A 13,891-nucleotide genomic window follows, 5' to 3' on the forward strand; every position below is an offset into this window, starting at 1 on the left:
AGTACTCTCTTTTGCTTTACGCAATTCCGGACGCAAAACCGCTGCACACTTTTGCTGGAATTGCTCCAGACGAAATGGCCTATCGCTCACTTGCTGAGGCGATAGGCCTTGTGACAGCCGGCGCAATTGGCGCCGAGCGTGTTCATCGTGGCACCGACGGCCGCAGGATCGGCCGGAAGTTGGGCCAGCGCGGTTTCGGCGTCAGTGGAGAGCTTGGCGGCGCGGGCTTTGAAGTCGTCCATGTTTTCCCAGATCTTCGGGCTCGCGCCCTCGTCGCCCGTCTCCGTGCCCGGCTTGAACTGGTCGGGGAAAACCTTGGCCGTTGCGGCGATCGTCGTCAGCGCCGCCTTCACCGCTTCGGCGTCATAGGGCTTGGTGCCCTTGGCGATGGCTGCCAAGGCCCCGGCCGAACCGCCGACCTGCTTCATCAACGCAACGCGCGAATCATGGGTGCCGTCTGCTGCGGTCACCGAACCGAAGGCTATGCCGGCCATGGCAACGGCCGCAGCTGCTGCTTTCCAATTCATATTGCTCTCCCTTTTTCCTCGGCCAAGATGGCCGATGGCCAATCTGCACCGGCAGCATGACAAAATCCATGCATCCGGTCAGTCACGTTTTGCCGGATCATCATAAAAACAATGTGATAGGCAGTTCTCTGCTTTTATGCGTGTCGTTATCCCGGAACCGCCGCGCACTTCCGGGCGACATGCAGTGGCGCTCAAGCGCTTTTCCACCCCTGCCAGAGGCTGAAAGCCGAGACCGCGACCAGCAGCAGTCCGGCGAAGCGGCCGACAAAGGCCGTGACATCAGGGTTGGCGACGAGCAGGTCGCGGCTGCGGCCGGCCGTCATCGCCAGCGTGCCGTAGATGGCGAACTGGGTGATGACGGTCATGGCGCCCATGATCAGCCCCTGCATCCAGATCGGGCCATATTCCGGCCTGAGGAACTGCGGATAGACGGCAAACATGAAGATATAGGCCTTCGGATTGACCAGACAGGTGACGGCGCCCTGGCGGAAGGCGCGCCAGCCGGAGCGTGCCGTTCCCGGGCCGACCGCCTCGACGGTGATCGAACTGCGGATCAGCGAAATTCCGATCCAGATCATGTAGCCGACGCCGGCAAAGAGCAGCACGTTGAAAAGCTGCGGCAGCATGGTGACGAGCACGCCGACGCCGGCTGCGCCATAGGCCGAATGCACGGCGCCGCCGGCCATGATGCCGCCGGTCGCCGCCAGCCCGCGCTTGACGCCGCCGGTCAGCGAATTGGCGAGCACGAAGAGCATGTCCATGCCCGGTACGATGATGATGCCGAAGAGAAGGGTGAAGAAGAGCCAGAGGTTTTCATGGTAGTTCATGTCAGTTACCGCCTTCAGTCTGCGGGCCGTTTTGAAAGACCCTGATTGATTTCAATCCGATAGGCGGCTCTATACGGGAACCCAACTGACAGTGTATTGTCAGGAGCGTGGCGGATGGGAGAGGTAAATGCGCAAGGCCTCGCGGCTTTTCGAGATCATTCAGATCCTCAGGCTGGCAAGAAAACCGATGACGGCGGCGACGATGGCGGAGACGCTTGAGGTAACCGTGCGCTCGATCTATCGCGACATCGCCGCCCTTCAGGCGATGCGGGTGCCGATCGAGGGCGGGCGCGGCATCGGCTACATCATGCGGCCGGGCTTCGACCTGCCGCCGCTGATGTTCTCGATCGAGGAGATGGAGGCGATCGTGCTGTCGCTGGCGCTGCTTGAACGGACGGCGGACGAGGAGCTGAAGCAGGCTGCGCGCCGGGTCAACCGGAAGATATCAGGCGCCGTGCCGGCGCCGCTGCGCCAGGCGATGGACAACAAGGCGCTTTACGCCTGGGGCTCGATCGCGCAGCCGGCAGGCTTCGACCTTGCGATCGTGCGCCGCGCGATCCGCGACGAACGCAAGCTGATGCTCGGGTACCGCGACGAGTTCGGCCGCGCCAGCGAGCGAACAATCCGGCCGGTCGCGCTGATCTATTATTCACAGACCGCCAATATCGTCGCCTGGTGCGAGCTGCGCCAGGCGATCCGCAATTTCCGCAGCGACCGGGTGGAGCGCTGCGCGACGAGCGAAGATTTCTTCAAGGGCGACGGCGATAGGCTGCGGGAATTGTGGACGAGTGGGTGGACGGAGAAGGCTGTGCCTGCCTGATGCGTGGCGTTTGAGGTACGAGCAGGGCGTCAATGTCACCTTTGACACCAGAAGGCCTCTTTCCCGAGATTCAACGCCACGATCTTGGACACCTGCCGAGAGGACTTCCGACATTTGCCCCACCCTCCGTCATCCTCGGGCCTGACCCGAGGATCCACGCCGACCTCCATCAGCAGCGGGCATGGATCCTCGGCTCAAGGCCGAGGATGACGGAGGGTGGGGGTGCGTTCCGCTAAACTCGCCGCCGGCGCGTTGGGTGCTTTATCGGGGGAAGCGCCCCGCATTACCTCGGTCAATTCCTGTTATGGATACGTGGCACAAGCCCGAGCACGACGAGGTAGGCAGACCTTGTCAGCAATCTTTCGCCGCTAATAAGCCAGCGTACGGCTCTCTTCCCGGCCGAAGCCGCGGATTTCGATGCGGTCGGGATGGACCTCGACGATGGCGAAAGCGTTTTCCGTCTCGGTGTCGACCACGCCCTTGAAATTGACGAAGTGGCAGCCGCCGGCCATGCCGTAATTGCCGACGTGGTCGTGGCCGTTGAGATAGGCGACGACATTGCGCTCAGAGGCGAGCAGGGCGACGATGCGGTCGCTGTCCCACATGTCGTGCTCACCGGGCGGATGCACCGGATAGTGATTCATGACGATCACCTTCTCGCCAGCCACGGCCGCTTTTGCGATTTCATCGCCAAGCCAGGCGAATTGTTCGTCGCTCAGCGCGGCATTCCAGCGATGGGCATTCCTCGCACCTTTTGCCTGCAACTCCGCCAGCATCTCAGCGGCAAGGGCGCGATGAGGATGGCCTTCGGGCGGCGCGAAGATGCTGACCTCGTTGCCGTCGAGCACGATAAAGCGCCAGCCGTGGCGCAAGAAGCTGTAATAGGGCGATGGCATGCCGAGGCGCGCGGCAACTTCGGACAAGTGTCCTGCAGAGACGGAGAAATCGTGGTTGCCGAGCAGGAAGACCGCCTCGTGCCTCAGCGTCTCATAGACCGGCAGGATATCGTCGAAGCTTGAAAAGCTGCGGTCGATGACATCGCCGAGCGTCATGACGAAGCTCAGCTCCTCACCGTTGAAGACCTCGATCGCCGCGGCAACCTTGGCGAGGCTGTTGGCGTAATAACGATCCATGGCCACATGCGGCGCGATCGCCGCATATTGTGGGTCGGCGATGATGCCGAAGCGGAACAGGGGAGAAGACGAAGAAGACATGGGGTGTGATTAGGAGCGGCCGGTGACAGGCATGTGACGGCCTCGTGTGAAAACGAAACACCCGGCACTTGAGGCGCCGGGTGTCAAATTCGAAGAGGCTGACGACATCGCCGCCATGGCGGCGAGTCTCGTAACGCTTACTTCGTGGCTGCTTCGTAGCGTTCCAGGACGTAGTCCCAGTTGATCAGGCTGTCGACGAAGGCTTCGAGGTACTTCGGGCGGGCATTGCGATAGTCGATGTAGTAGGAGTGTTCCCAGACGTCGACGCCGAGGATCGGGGTGGCGCCGTGAACCAGCGGGTTTTCGCCGTTCGGGGTCTTGGAGATTTCGAGCTTGCCGTTCTTGACGGAAACCCAGGCCCAGCCGGAGCCGAACTGGGTGGCGCCGGCATTGGCGAAATCGGCCTTGAACTTGTCGTAGCCGCCGAGATCGGAGGCAAAGGCCGCTTCGAGCTTGCCCGGCAGCTTGTTGCCGCCGCCGCCCTTCTTCATCCACTTCCAGAAGTGGATGTGGTTGTAGTGCTGGGCCGCGTTGTTGAAGAGGCCGGCATTGGTGCCGAAGGACTTCTTGACGACGTCTTCGAGCGAGAGGTCCGAAAGACCGGCTTCGGCGGCGAGCTTGTTGCCGTTGTCGACATAGGCCTTGTGGTGCTTGTCGTGGTGGAACTCCAGCGTTTCCTTCGACATGAAGGGAGCAAGCGCTTCGTAATCATAGGGAAGTTCAGGCAATTCGAAAGCCATGTCAGATCTCCTCTTGGCAATAGATTGCGTCTCGGCAGGTGAGGCGGAACATAGGAGGGGAAAGGGGGAGAGGCAACCGGCGAATTATCAAAAAACGACCGGCCGGAGGAAAATTTGCCTCAGTTGCAGGGTTGGAGTCGCGCGTAGAAATCGCTTGGGCAAATCAATGGGAATACCCACGCCGAAAACCACTTTTGCCTTTATGAAGATCAACGGAGACCCGATATGAACAGGAATATAATCCAGCCTCTCGCTGCCGCCGCGCTGCTTTCACTTTCAGGTGCGGCGCATGCCTCCTCCGATGAGGCCTGGAAGCAGCTCGCCGCAGACGTCGAGGCCAAATGCAAGAAGGCAGCGGTCAGCATCGAAAAACCCAGCGCCACCGTCGATCCCTTCGGCAGCTCGCATTATGGCCTTGCCCTGGTGACAGGCAAGCCGAAGGGCGCCAAGGGACTGATCGCCCAGATCTGCGTCTACGACAAACAAAAGAAAACCGTCGAGATCGGCAGCGAACTGGACGCCAAACAGCTCGGTCTCGCGCCGGCAAAATAGGCTGCCGCGGGATTGCCCCCAGGTTCCCTCAAAGTGATCGCAAGTGAGAATCTGTGCCCTGCGTCACATTTCGTGGGGAACCGGAGCCTATCCTTAGGAGTTGAAAGGCTGGGCTTTAGGGTGGTTCGGTTTTTTCATGGAAGCGCAGAACCGCTCAAATCTTTTGTTTTATGCAATTCCTGGAAAACCCCTTTTCCTGGAATTATGCAGCAATTCAAAGTGTTCGCGTCCTTTGGGCGTCTGAAAGGCGCGTGGCGCTGTGGGAGGTGCCGGCATGTCAGAGCTTCGCAGCAGGGCGGAAGATCAGCAAAAAATCTATCAGCACTGGGCACCGGTCTATGACCGGGTCTATCGCGGCATCCTGCGCGATGGCCACCGCAAACTCGCTGCCCTCGCCGCCGCGGCCGGCACCGACATTCTGGAGATCGGCGTCGGCACCGGCCTGACGCTCGGGCATTACCCGCGCCACTGCCGGGTGACCGGCATCGACATCTCCAAACACATGATTGAGCGGGCGCGTGAAAAGGCGAAACGCGAAAACCTTGAGCATGTGCAGGCGCTGGAGGTGATGGATGCGCATGCGCTCACCTTTGCCGACCGGTCTTTCGATGCGGTCTGCCTGCCCTTCGTCATCACGCTCATCCCCGAACCCGAACGGGCGCTGGACGAATGCGCCAGGGTGCTGAGGCCGGGCGGCGAGATCATCCTCGCCAGCAAGCTTGGCGACGGCGCCGGTCTGCAGGGCGCGATCGAGACGGCGGTGGCGCCGCTGGTGCGTCACATCGGCTGGTCCTCCGCCTTCCGCATTCACCGCATCGTCGCCTGGGCCGAGCGCCGCGGCGATTTTGCCGCTGCCGATATCCTGCCGGTCTTTCCGAACGGCTTCTTCAAGATCATCCGGCTGAAGCAGCGTGGACTTGCCGGTTAAGAGCGGAAATTTTTTCCCGCGTCGCTTATTCTGATGCTACCGTTCGTCTGAGGGGACTGCATGACATCGGATTTCTTCTTTTTCATCGTCGTGGGTTTCTGCGCGCAGATCGTCGACGGTGCGCTCGGCATGGCCTTCGGCGTGCTGTCGACGACGAGCCTTCTCGCCTTCGGGGTGCCGGTCGCCAATGCCAGCGCCATGACGCATGTGGCGGAAATGTTCACCACCGCCGCGTCGGGCCTCTCGCATGCCTATCATCGCAACGTCGACTGGCGCCTGGTGGCGCGGCTCGCACCGGCCGGCATGATCGGTGGCGCGATCGGCGCCTATCTGCTGGCCAATATCGACGGCAAGGTGATCGCGCCCTTCGTGTCGGCCTATCTGATCGCGATCGGACTGGTGATCCTCTACAAGGCCTTTCGGCCACCGCCAAAGCGGGATGTCCGCGACTGGATCGTGCCGCCGGTCGGGTTTTGCGGCGGCGTGCTCGATGCCATCGGCGGCGGCGGATGGGGGCCGATCGTCACCAGTTCGCTGGTCAGCCGCGGCCATGACCTGAAACGGGTGATCGGCTCGACCAATTTCACCGAATTCGCCGTGACGCTGACGATTTCCCTGACCTTCATGCTGACGCTCGGCTGGTCGGAACTCAATTCGGCGATCGGCCTGATCATCGGCGGCGTCATCGCTGCCCCCTTCGGCGCGATCCTCGTCAAACGGCTGCCGGTGCGGCCGCTGATGGTGGCGGTGTCGATGATCATCATCGGCACGTCGGCGATACGGCTCCTGTAAAGACCGCCTCGCTAGCGCATAGTGCTGCAGCGTCCTTTGCGCGTCTGAAAAGACGCGCGGCGCTGTAGGGTTACAGATTCCGGCCGAAATAAACATCCACGGAGGCGATCTTGTCGCCGCGGAAGCGAAAGCTCTCTATGTTGCGGAAGCTGCCGCCGTCCCTTTTTTCGGCACGGTAACGAATGACCGCCTCGTCACCGTCGATCGCCAGGAATTCGATGTCAAAGGCGCGGAAGACCGGTTCCTTCGGCCAGCAGCGATCGAAATAAGTCGCTCGGTCGATGTGGTCGTCGCGCGGACTGGAAAAGGTGAAATCCTCCGTCAACATGGCGCCGACGATATCCTTGCGGTCGTCGAGATAGGCGGCATAGAGATGACGGATGGTCTCCTCTCGGGATGTGCGCATGTCGCTCATGGCAATGTCCTTGGCTTAACTGATTGCATGATGCAATCAGTCATGTTTCTAGCACTTTTGCCCGAGAGGGTCCAGATTTGCGGCTCTCATTTCCAAAGATAGGTCACCGATGCGAAAGCGCCGTCTTGAAGGATGGGCCATAGCGCGGTTATATCCGTGCGTGCCCGCCCTGGAACGGCGAGTGCATGCACCGCTACGGCCTATGCGCTCGACCTCGAAAAGCTCGATCTTCAGGACACATTCACCCGCGCCGATCTGATCGCCGCGGCAAAGGACACATCGTTTTATCAGGCGCGCGGAACTTCGCCCGCGCGATCCATGCCGAGGCCGAGAGAATGACCGATACGCAATTGGACGCCGCCAGCGCCAGGCCGGGCTCGATCCACTGGAGGCGCAATCTCACCATCTCGCTGATCGGCTCCTTCACCACGATCGTGGCGATGACGCTGCTGCTTCCCTTCCTGCCGCTTTATGTCGAGGAACTCGGCGTCACCGACCATGCTGACATCGTGCAATGGTCGGGCATTGCTTATGGCGCCACCTTCTTTGCCGCGGCTCTCGTCGCGCCGCTCTGGGGCCGGCTTGGCGATATTTACGGCCGCAAGCTGATGCTGGTGCGTGCCAGCCTCGGCATGACGCTGGCGATCTCGCTGATGGGCATGGCCGGCAATGTCTGGCAGCTGGTGGCGCTGCGCCTCTTCGTCGGGCTTGCCGGCGGTTATGCCTCCGGCTCGATGGTGCTGGTGGCGACGCAGACGCCGAAGGATCGTTCGGCCTGGGCGCTCGGCGTTCTCTCTTCCGGCATCATGGCCGGCAACCTCGTCGGGCCGCTGATCGGTGGGGCACTGCCGCCCATCATCGGCATCCGCGGCACGTTCCTCGCCGCCGGCGGCATGATCTTCCTCGCCTTCCTCGCCACGGCCTTGCTGATCAAGGAAGAGAAATCGCCGGCCCGCAAGCAGGCGGCCAAGGCCAGCGGCGGCTGGAAGTCCATTGCCGACAAGCGGCCCGTCATCGCCATGCTGGCGACCGGCATGCTCTTGATGTTTGCCAATATGTCGATCGAGCCGATCATCACCGTCTATGTCGCGCAACTCGTGCCCGTCGAATCCCAGATAACGATGGTATCGGGCGTCGTCATGTCGGCGGCGGCCCTCGGCAGCATTCTGTCAGCCTCATGGCTCGGCAAGCTCGCCGACAGGATCGGCCACTGGCCGGTGATTGCAGGCGCGCTCGCCGTCGCCGGGCTGCTGCTGATCCCGCAGGCCTTCGTCACCAGCTCCTGGCAGTTGATCATCCTGCGTTTCTTAATGGGCGCAGCACTCGGCGGGCTGCTGCCCTGCATCGCCGCGGTCATCCGCCACAGCGTGCCTGATAGTGCGGCCGGCAGCATTCTCGGGCTTTCCATCTCCTCGCAATATGTCGGCCAGGTGGCCGGCCCCATCCTTGGCGGTTTTGTCGGCGGGCATATCGGCATGCGGGCAGTGTTCCTCGGCACCTCCGTGCTGCTTCTCGCCGGTGCGGCCTATGCCTGGATAGTGCGGCCGAAGGATGGGGAGACATCGAGCTAAGGGGCGCTCCCGCAGATCAGCTCGACGCCCGACCGGGCGATCGCTTCCAGCGTCTCGCGGCTGTCGCCGGCGCGGGCGCGGACGGCGAGCGAATGCATGACAGCGGAGGCGAGCCTGGCAAGCATCTGCGGATCGGCGCTTTGGGGAAGCTCGCCTCTTTCCACGCCAAGGCGCATGCGCTTTTCGATCTCATCGTCGAAATCGTTGAGGCTGCGGCCGAGCACCTCGCGGACCCGCTCATGCTGGACCGCCTCGGCCGATGCCGTGCCGATCAGCAGACAGCCGCGGGCGGCGGTATCGCCATGCAGGTAGATCGCCAGCGCACCGGCATAGACGCGGGCGATATTGTCGCGAAGCGGCAGTGACGGGTCGAGCGCCTCAGTCAGCACGTCCATGCCGTCCTGCCGATACCCCTCCAGCGTATCGAGATAGAGATCCTCCTTGTCGCCGAAGGCGCCGTAGAGGCTCGGGCGGTTGAGGTTGGTCGCAGCACTCAGATTGTCGAGCGAGGCGGCGGCAAACCCCCTGTCCCAGAAGACATCCCGCGCCTTGCCGAGCGCCGCCTTGGCGTCGAAGGCCCTCGGGCGGCCGCGCTTCTTTTCGTCTTTCATATTTTGTACCGTTTCGCATTAAATTCTTGACGAGAATTATTTTATGCGAAACAGTACAAATGTTCAACGCTATCGGCGGGCGGCATCGACCGCCTCCACAAGGAGAGGAAACGCAATGAAACTCTACATGCACGCCGCGGCTTGTTCGCTTTCGCCGCACATCATCTGCCGGGAGCTGGGGCTCGATATCGAGCTCGTCCAGGTCGACCGGCAGACGCACAGGACGAGCAACGGCGAGGATTATCTGGCGATCAACGGCAACGGCTATGTGCCAGCGCTGATGCTCGACGATGGCAAGGTGCTGACCGAGGGGCCGGCGATCGTGCAGTTCCTCGCCGACAGCGTGCCGGAAGGGGCAGCCCTCTTGCCTGAGGTCGGCAACATCAGCCGCAACGAGGTGCAGTCCTATCTGAATTTCATCACCGCCGAGCTGCACAAGCCGATGGTGCTGCTCTTCAATCCGATTTATTCCAGCGTTCATGGCGAGGTTCGCGCGCTGATATCGAAGCGGCTCACATGGCTGAACGGCCGTCTTGCCGGACCCTATCTCACCGGCGATGTCTTTACGGTGGCGGATGCCTATCTCTTCGTCTGCCTGAACTGGTCGCCCTGGACCGACATCGATCTCAAGCAATGGCCGGCACTGCACGGCTTCATGGCCCGCGTGGCGGCACGGCCGAAGGTGCGCGAGGCGCTGCAAGCCGAAGACCTCGAGGCCTTCGATGCCGACGGCGTCTATTTCGCGCCGCACGCCTATCTCGCCTCATCAGGACGGACCGGCTCGCCGGTCAGGCCGTAAACGCGAGGTCCGCCACACCGCGACAAGGATGGCATCAGAGGGCGTTGACGGCGACCGGCAAAGCACGCTTGTGGCCGGTCGCCCGATAGGCGGCGAGGATGCGGCGGCGGGCGATCTCGCCGACCGGCTTGCCTTCGAGGAAATCGTCGATCTCATCATAGCTGACGCCATAGGCTTCTTCGTCGGGGCGCAACGGGCGCTGGTCCTCGAGATCGGCTGTGGGCACCTTGAACACCAGCTCGTCCGGGGCGCCGAGCCGCTTTGCCAGCAGGCGGACCCGGCGCTTGTTGAGGCCGGCCAGCGGCAGGATATCAGCGGCGCCATCGCCGAATTTGGTGAAGAAGCCCATGACCGCCTCGGCCGCATGGTCGGTGCCGATGACAAGGCCGCCAAGGGCCCCGGCCAGGGCGAACTGGGCGATCATCCGCTGACGGGCCTTGATGTTACCGAGGATGAAATCCTGCCGGCCGGCATCGGCAAAGGCGAGGCCGCCGTTTAGCGCGGCGGCAAGCATCGCATCCGCCGGCGCCTTGATGTTGACCACCATCGAGCGGTCGGCGCCGATCGTTTCCAGCGCCCTCACTGCATCGGCCTCATCCGCCTGGACACCATAGGGAAGGCGCACGGCAATGAATTCGGCCGCATGGCCGCTGTCACGCAGCTCGCGCACTGCCTTCTGAGCCAGCAGCGCCGCCGTCAGCGAATCGACGCCGCCGCTGATGCCGAGGACGTAGCCGCGCATGCCCGAGGCGACGAGATAATCCTTGAGGAAAGCGGTTCGCCGTTCGATCTCCCGCTCAGGGTCGATGTCGGCGGCGACACCCAGTTCGCGGATGATCTCGCCTTGTTCGTCGAACAGCACAGTCATAAGCCTCTTCCTCCCCGCTTACGGAATTTCGGCGCCACTATGGCGAAAAGATGGGGGAAGACGAAACCGTTTCGGGCAGACCTGCCATGCATTTTATGCAAGTGGGCGGTTTGGTATCTTGGCGGGTGCAGCACCCCCCTCTGCCCTGCCGGGCATCTCCCCCACAGGTGGGGAGATCGGCAGGAAGCCATGCCTCGCCCTGAATTTGCGATTCATGTGACGGCAGTTGTTTGGGGAAGCCATCGCGCCCATCCAATCTCCCTCCTTGTGGGGGAGATGCCCGGCAGGGCAGAGGGGGGTGGACTCCCGCCTACCGCACGATCGTGAACAGCTCCACGAGATCAGCAAAACCCTTCAGCCTGTGCGCCCCGACCGACACCACATCCCCTGCCCCGGCCTCGTCGCGAAACGGCGCCGACATCAGGAGGGCCTCTCCGAGTTCGCTGCAGGCGGTCTGGATGCGGCTGACCAGATTGACGTCGCCGCCGATCAGGGTGAAATCGAGGCGGCGGCCGGAGCCGACATTGCCGTAGCTGACCTCGCCGTAATGCAGGGCGATGCCGGCCTTCACGCCGATGCCCTCATACTGGAAATGGTCGATCTCCTCGAGGATGGTGCGGGCCGATGCCAGGGCGGCGCCGCAGGAATGGGCGGCATCATAACCCGGGAAGAAGGCAAGCACGGCGTCGCCCATGAACTTCAGCACTTCGCCGCCCTCGCGGGTAATGGCCGGCACGATCCTGTCGAAATAGGCATTGAGCAGGCCGAGCACGGTGCTGCCGGGCAGCCGGTTCGATAGTTCGGTAAAGCCGCGCAGATCGCAAAGCAGCAGCGCTGCCTCCATCGATTCGATCTCGTCGCGGCGGATGCGGCCGGCAAGGATGCGGCTTGCCGTCAGCGGGCCGATATAAGTATCGAGGAGGCTGAGCTCAACCTGGCGAAGGATGCGCAGTTCGCTGGTGTTGCGCAGCGCCGGCAGTATGCGCTCGATCACCTCACGCTCGGAGGCGGTGAAGCCGCCCGGCCGCCGCGTGCCGAAGACGGCGGCGCTGACCGGGCCGTCAACATTGCAGAGCGGCGCGATGACGAGCTGCATCAAGCCGCGATCGGCAAAGACATCGATATGCTGCCAGCGGCCATGCACGCTTTCTCTGGTATCGACCACCAGCGGTTCGCGGGTTTCCATGACCTTGCGCAGTGGCGTATTGGCGATCGCGACCCGGGCGCCGTGTTCGCGGTCGTGGATCTCGACCGGCTCGCCCGGCGCCCAGGCGATGGTGCGGCCGATGAACTCGGGATGCAGCGTCATCAGATGCAGGGTCAGCCGGTCGACCGGCAGGCCGAGCGCCTGAAGCCTGCGGCCGAGGCCGGAGACCAGGCCCGCTTCATCGAGCGCGTGGCATTCATCGCCGGAGAGCCACTCGATGATCGAGAGTAGTGCGCCGACGCTGACGGCATGGCCGGCGGCCCTGGGCTGGAGCCTGTCGGCATCGGGAGCATAGATCGCTGACGTCATGGCTTTCTCCTCCTTGAGGGCCGCACGGCGCTAGTGGGCGCCGCCGCCGGAGAGTTGACCGGGTTTTTTCAGAAGCAGGGTTGCAACCAGGGCGACGACCAGAGCGACGCCGAGCAGGAAGAAAGTATCGCTGAAGGCCATGATATTGGCCTGCTTGCGTATTTTGAGCGCGATGGCGACGACGGCCTTGTGGCCGGCAAGCGCCTGATCGCTGACGCCATGGCGCATGAAATAACCGGTGAGCCTGGCGATGCGATCGCGGGTGGCTTCCTCGAAGATCGAGACCGAGTGGGTCAGGATGTTCGAGTGGAACTGCTCGCGTTTCGACAGGAAAGTCTGCAGCGAGGCGATGCCGACGGCGCCGCCGAGATTGCGCATCATGTTGAAGAGTGCGGACGCCGAACCGGCATTCTCCCGCTCGATGCCTGCGGTGGCGATCGCCGAGAGAGGCGTGAAGACGAGCGCCTGGCCGATGGCACGGACGATGTTCGGCCAGAACAGCTGGTCGCTGGCATAATCGCCGGTCATGTGCACGTTCATGAAGTTCGAAGCGGCGAAGAGGGCAAAGCCGACGACGATCAGCAGGCGGACATCGAAACGCTTCATCAGCTGCGGCACCAGCGGGATCAGCAGCAACTGCGGGATGCCGGTCCAGGCGAGAACCATGCCGATCTGCTCGGAATTATAACCCTGGATGCGGGTGAGATAGATCGGCAGCACGAAGACGGAGCCGTAAAGCGCAATGCCGAGCAGGAAATTGGCGACGATGCCGAAACCGAAGTTACGGCGCACCAGCAGGCGAAGGTTCAGCAGCGGATTGGCCGTTTTCAGCTCGATGATCAGGAACAACGTCAGCGAGACGGCGGCGATGACAGACAGGCGGAGGATGAAGTCGGAGCCGAACCAGTCTTCCTTGTTGCCCTCTTCCAGCACGGTCTGCAGGGCTGCCAGGCCGATCGCCATGGTGATGATACCAGGCCAGTCGCCCTTGGCGAGCAGCTTTAGGTTCATCGGCGCCCGGTCGAGCGAGGCCCAGAGCAGGCCGACCATCAGCGCACCGGGCACCAGGTTGACATAGAAGATATGTTCCCAGCCCCAGTTCTCGGTGAGATAACCGCCGATCGTCGGGCCGATCGCGGGTGCGAAGGTGGCCGAAAGGGCAAAGAGGGCCAGGCCGATCGGCTGCTTGGCCTTGGGCAGCAGCGTGATGATGATGGTGAAAGCCATCGGGATCAGCACGCCGCCGGAAAAGCCTTGAATGGCACGCAGGATGATCATCTGCTGCAGATTGGCAGCGAAGGCGCAGGCAACAGAAAAGATCAGGAAGAGGATGGCGTTGGTGAGCAGGTAGTTGCGGAGCGAGAAGACGCGCGCCAGCCAGGCGCTCAAGGGGATGACGACGATCTCGGCGATCAGATAGGAGGTCGAAATCCAGCCGCCGTCATCCGTGCCGGCGCCGATCGCGCCCTGGATATCGGCAAGCGAGGCATTGACGATCTGGATGTTGAGGACGGCCATGAAGGCGCCCAGCGTCGAGCCGACAACGGCTGCCCACATGCGAAGCGGGCTCATGGCGGCAGGTGTCGCGGGCGCTGCAGCGGCGGGGGGCGCCAGCGCATTGCTGTTGGCGGCGATCTGAAGAGTGGCCATGACCTATCTCCTTCCGGCTCTTGCGGAAAATTCTCTCATGACGGGGTCCGGGTGATAATTC

15 protein-coding genes are annotated in these 13,891 nt (G+C 62.5%); 6 read left to right on the plus strand and 9 right to left on the minus strand.

Going from position 1 to position 13,891, the window contains the following annotated elements:
- Positions 1 to 86: 86 nt before the first annotated feature.
- Both FFM53_RS06350 and FFM53_RS06355 read right to left on the minus strand, forming a co-directional pair.
- Positions 87 to 527 carry a c-type cytochrome gene (locus FFM53_RS06350; RefSeq protein WP_138387748.1) on the minus strand — a complete coding sequence of 147 codons (441 nt, stop codon included), beginning with the start codon at positions 525 to 527 and terminating at the stop codon, positions 87 to 89.
- Positions 528 to 718: 191 nt separating this feature from the next.
- Positions 719 to 1,354 (minus strand): LysE family translocator, encoded by a 636-nt coding sequence (locus FFM53_RS06355; RefSeq protein WP_138387749.1) that lies wholly within the window; start codon positions 1,352 to 1,354, stop codon positions 719 to 721.
- Between the two features lie 127 nt (positions 1,355 to 1,481).
- Between FFM53_RS06355 and FFM53_RS06360 the strand changes: the two genes are divergently transcribed.
- Positions 1,482 to 2,174 carry a helix-turn-helix transcriptional regulator gene (locus FFM53_RS06360; RefSeq protein WP_138387750.1) on the plus strand — a complete coding sequence of 231 codons (693 nt, stop codon included), beginning with the start codon at positions 1,482 to 1,484 and terminating at the stop codon, positions 2,172 to 2,174.
- A 368-nt stretch (positions 2,175 to 2,542) separates the two neighbouring features.
- Here the strand turns inward: FFM53_RS06360 and FFM53_RS06365 are convergent, their stop codons facing one another.
- Both FFM53_RS06365 and FFM53_RS06370 read right to left on the minus strand, forming a co-directional pair.
- Positions 2,543 to 3,388, minus strand: coding sequence for a metallophosphoesterase (locus tag FFM53_RS06365; protein WP_138387751.1), 846 nt, complete (start codon positions 3,386 to 3,388; stop codon positions 2,543 to 2,545).
- A 137-nt stretch (positions 3,389 to 3,525) separates the two neighbouring features.
- Positions 3,526 to 4,128, minus strand: coding sequence for a superoxide dismutase (locus tag FFM53_RS06370; RefSeq protein WP_138387752.1), 603 nt, complete (start codon positions 4,126 to 4,128; stop codon positions 3,526 to 3,528).
- A 225-nt stretch (positions 4,129 to 4,353) separates the two neighbouring features.
- On the opposite strand from FFM53_RS06370, the gene FFM53_RS06375 reads away from it, so the two are divergent.
- The 3 genes from FFM53_RS06375 (at position 4,354) to FFM53_RS06385 (ending at position 6,400) form a co-directional block, all read left to right on the plus strand.
- Entirely contained in the window at positions 4,354 to 4,680 is a 327-nt protein-coding gene (locus FFM53_RS06375) for a hypothetical protein (RefSeq protein WP_138328542.1), read from the plus strand.
- A 274-nt stretch (positions 4,681 to 4,954) separates the two neighbouring features.
- Positions 4,955 to 5,608 (plus strand): class I SAM-dependent methyltransferase, encoded by a 654-nt coding sequence (locus FFM53_RS06380; RefSeq protein ID WP_138387753.1) that lies wholly within the window; start codon positions 4,955 to 4,957, stop codon positions 5,606 to 5,608.
- A 60-nt stretch (positions 5,609 to 5,668) separates the two neighbouring features.
- Positions 5,669 to 6,400, plus strand: a complete 732-nt coding sequence (locus FFM53_RS06385; protein WP_138328544.1) for a sulfite exporter TauE/SafE family protein — start codon at positions 5,669 to 5,671, stop codon at positions 6,398 to 6,400.
- A gap of 70 nt (positions 6,401 to 6,470) precedes the next feature.
- On the opposite strand, the gene FFM53_RS06390 is transcribed toward FFM53_RS06385, so the two are convergent.
- A complete protein-coding gene (locus FFM53_RS06390) occupies positions 6,471 to 6,815 on the minus strand; it encodes a nuclear transport factor 2 family protein (RefSeq protein WP_138387754.1) in 345 nt (114 codons plus the stop codon).
- Between the two features lie 335 nt (positions 6,816 to 7,150).
- Here FFM53_RS06390 and FFM53_RS06395 point away from each other — a divergent pair, with 335 nt between their 5' ends.
- Positions 7,151 to 8,386: a multidrug efflux MFS transporter gene (locus FFM53_RS06395; RefSeq protein ID WP_138387755.1), complete on the plus strand. Its 1,236-nt coding sequence runs from the start codon at positions 7,151 to 7,153 to the stop codon at positions 8,384 to 8,386.
- On the opposite strand, the gene FFM53_RS06400 is transcribed toward FFM53_RS06395, so the two are convergent.
- Positions 8,383 to 8,997 (minus strand): TetR/AcrR family transcriptional regulator, encoded by a 615-nt coding sequence (locus tag FFM53_RS06400; RefSeq protein WP_138387756.1) that lies wholly within the window; start codon positions 8,995 to 8,997, stop codon positions 8,383 to 8,385. The two genes, FFM53_RS06395 and FFM53_RS06400, sit on opposite strands and share 4 nt — an antisense overlap.
- A gap of 115 nt (positions 8,998 to 9,112) precedes the next feature.
- Between FFM53_RS06400 and gstA the strand changes: the two genes are divergently transcribed.
- Positions 9,113 to 9,796, plus strand: coding sequence for a glutathione transferase GstA (gene gstA / locus FFM53_RS06405; protein WP_138387757.1), 684 nt, complete (start codon positions 9,113 to 9,115; stop codon positions 9,794 to 9,796).
- Positions 9,797 to 9,830: 34 nt separating this feature from the next.
- On the opposite strand, the gene nadE is transcribed toward gstA, so the two are convergent.
- From nadE to FFM53_RS06420, 3 genes are all read right to left on the minus strand, one after another.
- Positions 9,831 to 10,664: an ammonia-dependent NAD(+) synthetase gene (nadE, locus tag FFM53_RS06410; RefSeq protein WP_138387758.1), complete on the minus strand. Its 834-nt coding sequence runs from the start codon at positions 10,662 to 10,664 to the stop codon at positions 9,831 to 9,833.
- A gap of 310 nt (positions 10,665 to 10,974) precedes the next feature.
- Positions 10,975 to 12,180, minus strand: a complete 1,206-nt coding sequence (locus FFM53_RS06415; protein WP_138387759.1) for an adenylate/guanylate cyclase domain-containing protein — start codon at positions 12,178 to 12,180, stop codon at positions 10,975 to 10,977.
- A 30-nt stretch (positions 12,181 to 12,210) separates the two neighbouring features.
- Positions 12,211 to 13,830, minus strand: coding sequence for an MDR family MFS transporter (locus tag FFM53_RS06420; RefSeq protein WP_138387760.1), 1,620 nt, complete (start codon positions 13,828 to 13,830; stop codon positions 12,211 to 12,213).
- Positions 13,831 to 13,891 lie beyond the last annotated feature (61 nt).

It is taken from the genome of Rhizobium indicum, assembly GCF_005862305.2.
GTDB lineage: Bacteria > Pseudomonadota > Alphaproteobacteria > Rhizobiales > Rhizobiaceae > Rhizobium > Rhizobium indicum.

What these genes read in the sequence shown, in the direction of transcription:
- FFM53_RS06350 (WP_138387748.1), bottom strand. Translation starts at nt 527, where the DNA reads ATGAATTGGAAAGCAGCAGCTGCGGCCGTTGCCATGGCCGGCATAGCC.
- FFM53_RS06355 (WP_138387749.1), bottom strand. Translation starts at nt 1,354, where the DNA reads ATGAACTACCATGAAAACCTCTGGCTCTTCTTCACCCTTCTCTTCGGC.
- FFM53_RS06360 (WP_138387750.1), top strand. Translation starts at nt 1,482, where the DNA reads ATGCGCAAGGCCTCGCGGCTTTTCGAGATCATTCAGATCCTCAGGCTG.
- FFM53_RS06365 (WP_138387751.1), bottom strand. Translation starts at nt 3,388, where the DNA reads ATGTCTTCTTCGTCTTCTCCCCTGTTCCGCTTCGGCATCATCGCCGAC.
- FFM53_RS06370 (WP_138387752.1), bottom strand. Translation starts at nt 4,128, where the DNA reads ATGGCTTTCGAATTGCCTGAACTTCCCTATGATTACGAAGCGCTTGCT.
- FFM53_RS06375 (WP_138328542.1), top strand. Translation starts at nt 4,354, where the DNA reads ATGAACAGGAATATAATCCAGCCTCTCGCTGCCGCCGCGCTGCTTTCA.
- FFM53_RS06380 (WP_138387753.1), top strand. Translation starts at nt 4,955, where the DNA reads ATGTCAGAGCTTCGCAGCAGGGCGGAAGATCAGCAAAAAATCTATCAG.
- FFM53_RS06385 (WP_138328544.1), top strand. Translation starts at nt 5,669, where the DNA reads ATGACATCGGATTTCTTCTTTTTCATCGTCGTGGGTTTCTGCGCGCAG.
- FFM53_RS06390 (WP_138387754.1), bottom strand. Translation starts at nt 6,815, where the DNA reads ATGAGCGACATGCGCACATCCCGAGAGGAGACCATCCGTCATCTCTAT.
- FFM53_RS06395 (WP_138387755.1), top strand. Translation starts at nt 7,151, where the DNA reads ATGACCGATACGCAATTGGACGCCGCCAGCGCCAGGCCGGGCTCGATC.
- FFM53_RS06400 (WP_138387756.1), bottom strand. Translation starts at nt 8,997, where the DNA reads ATGAAAGACGAAAAGAAGCGCGGCCGCCCGAGGGCCTTCGACGCCAAG.
- gstA (WP_138387757.1), top strand. Translation starts at nt 9,113, where the DNA reads ATGAAACTCTACATGCACGCCGCGGCTTGTTCGCTTTCGCCGCACATC.
- nadE (WP_138387758.1), bottom strand. Translation starts at nt 10,664, where the DNA reads ATGACTGTGCTGTTCGACGAACAAGGCGAGATCATCCGCGAACTGGGT.
- FFM53_RS06415 (WP_138387759.1), bottom strand. Translation starts at nt 12,180, where the DNA reads ATGACGTCAGCGATCTATGCTCCCGATGCCGACAGGCTCCAGCCCAGG.
- FFM53_RS06420 (WP_138387760.1), bottom strand. Translation starts at nt 13,830, where the DNA reads ATGGCCACTCTTCAGATCGCCGCCAACAGCAATGCGCTGGCGCCCCCC.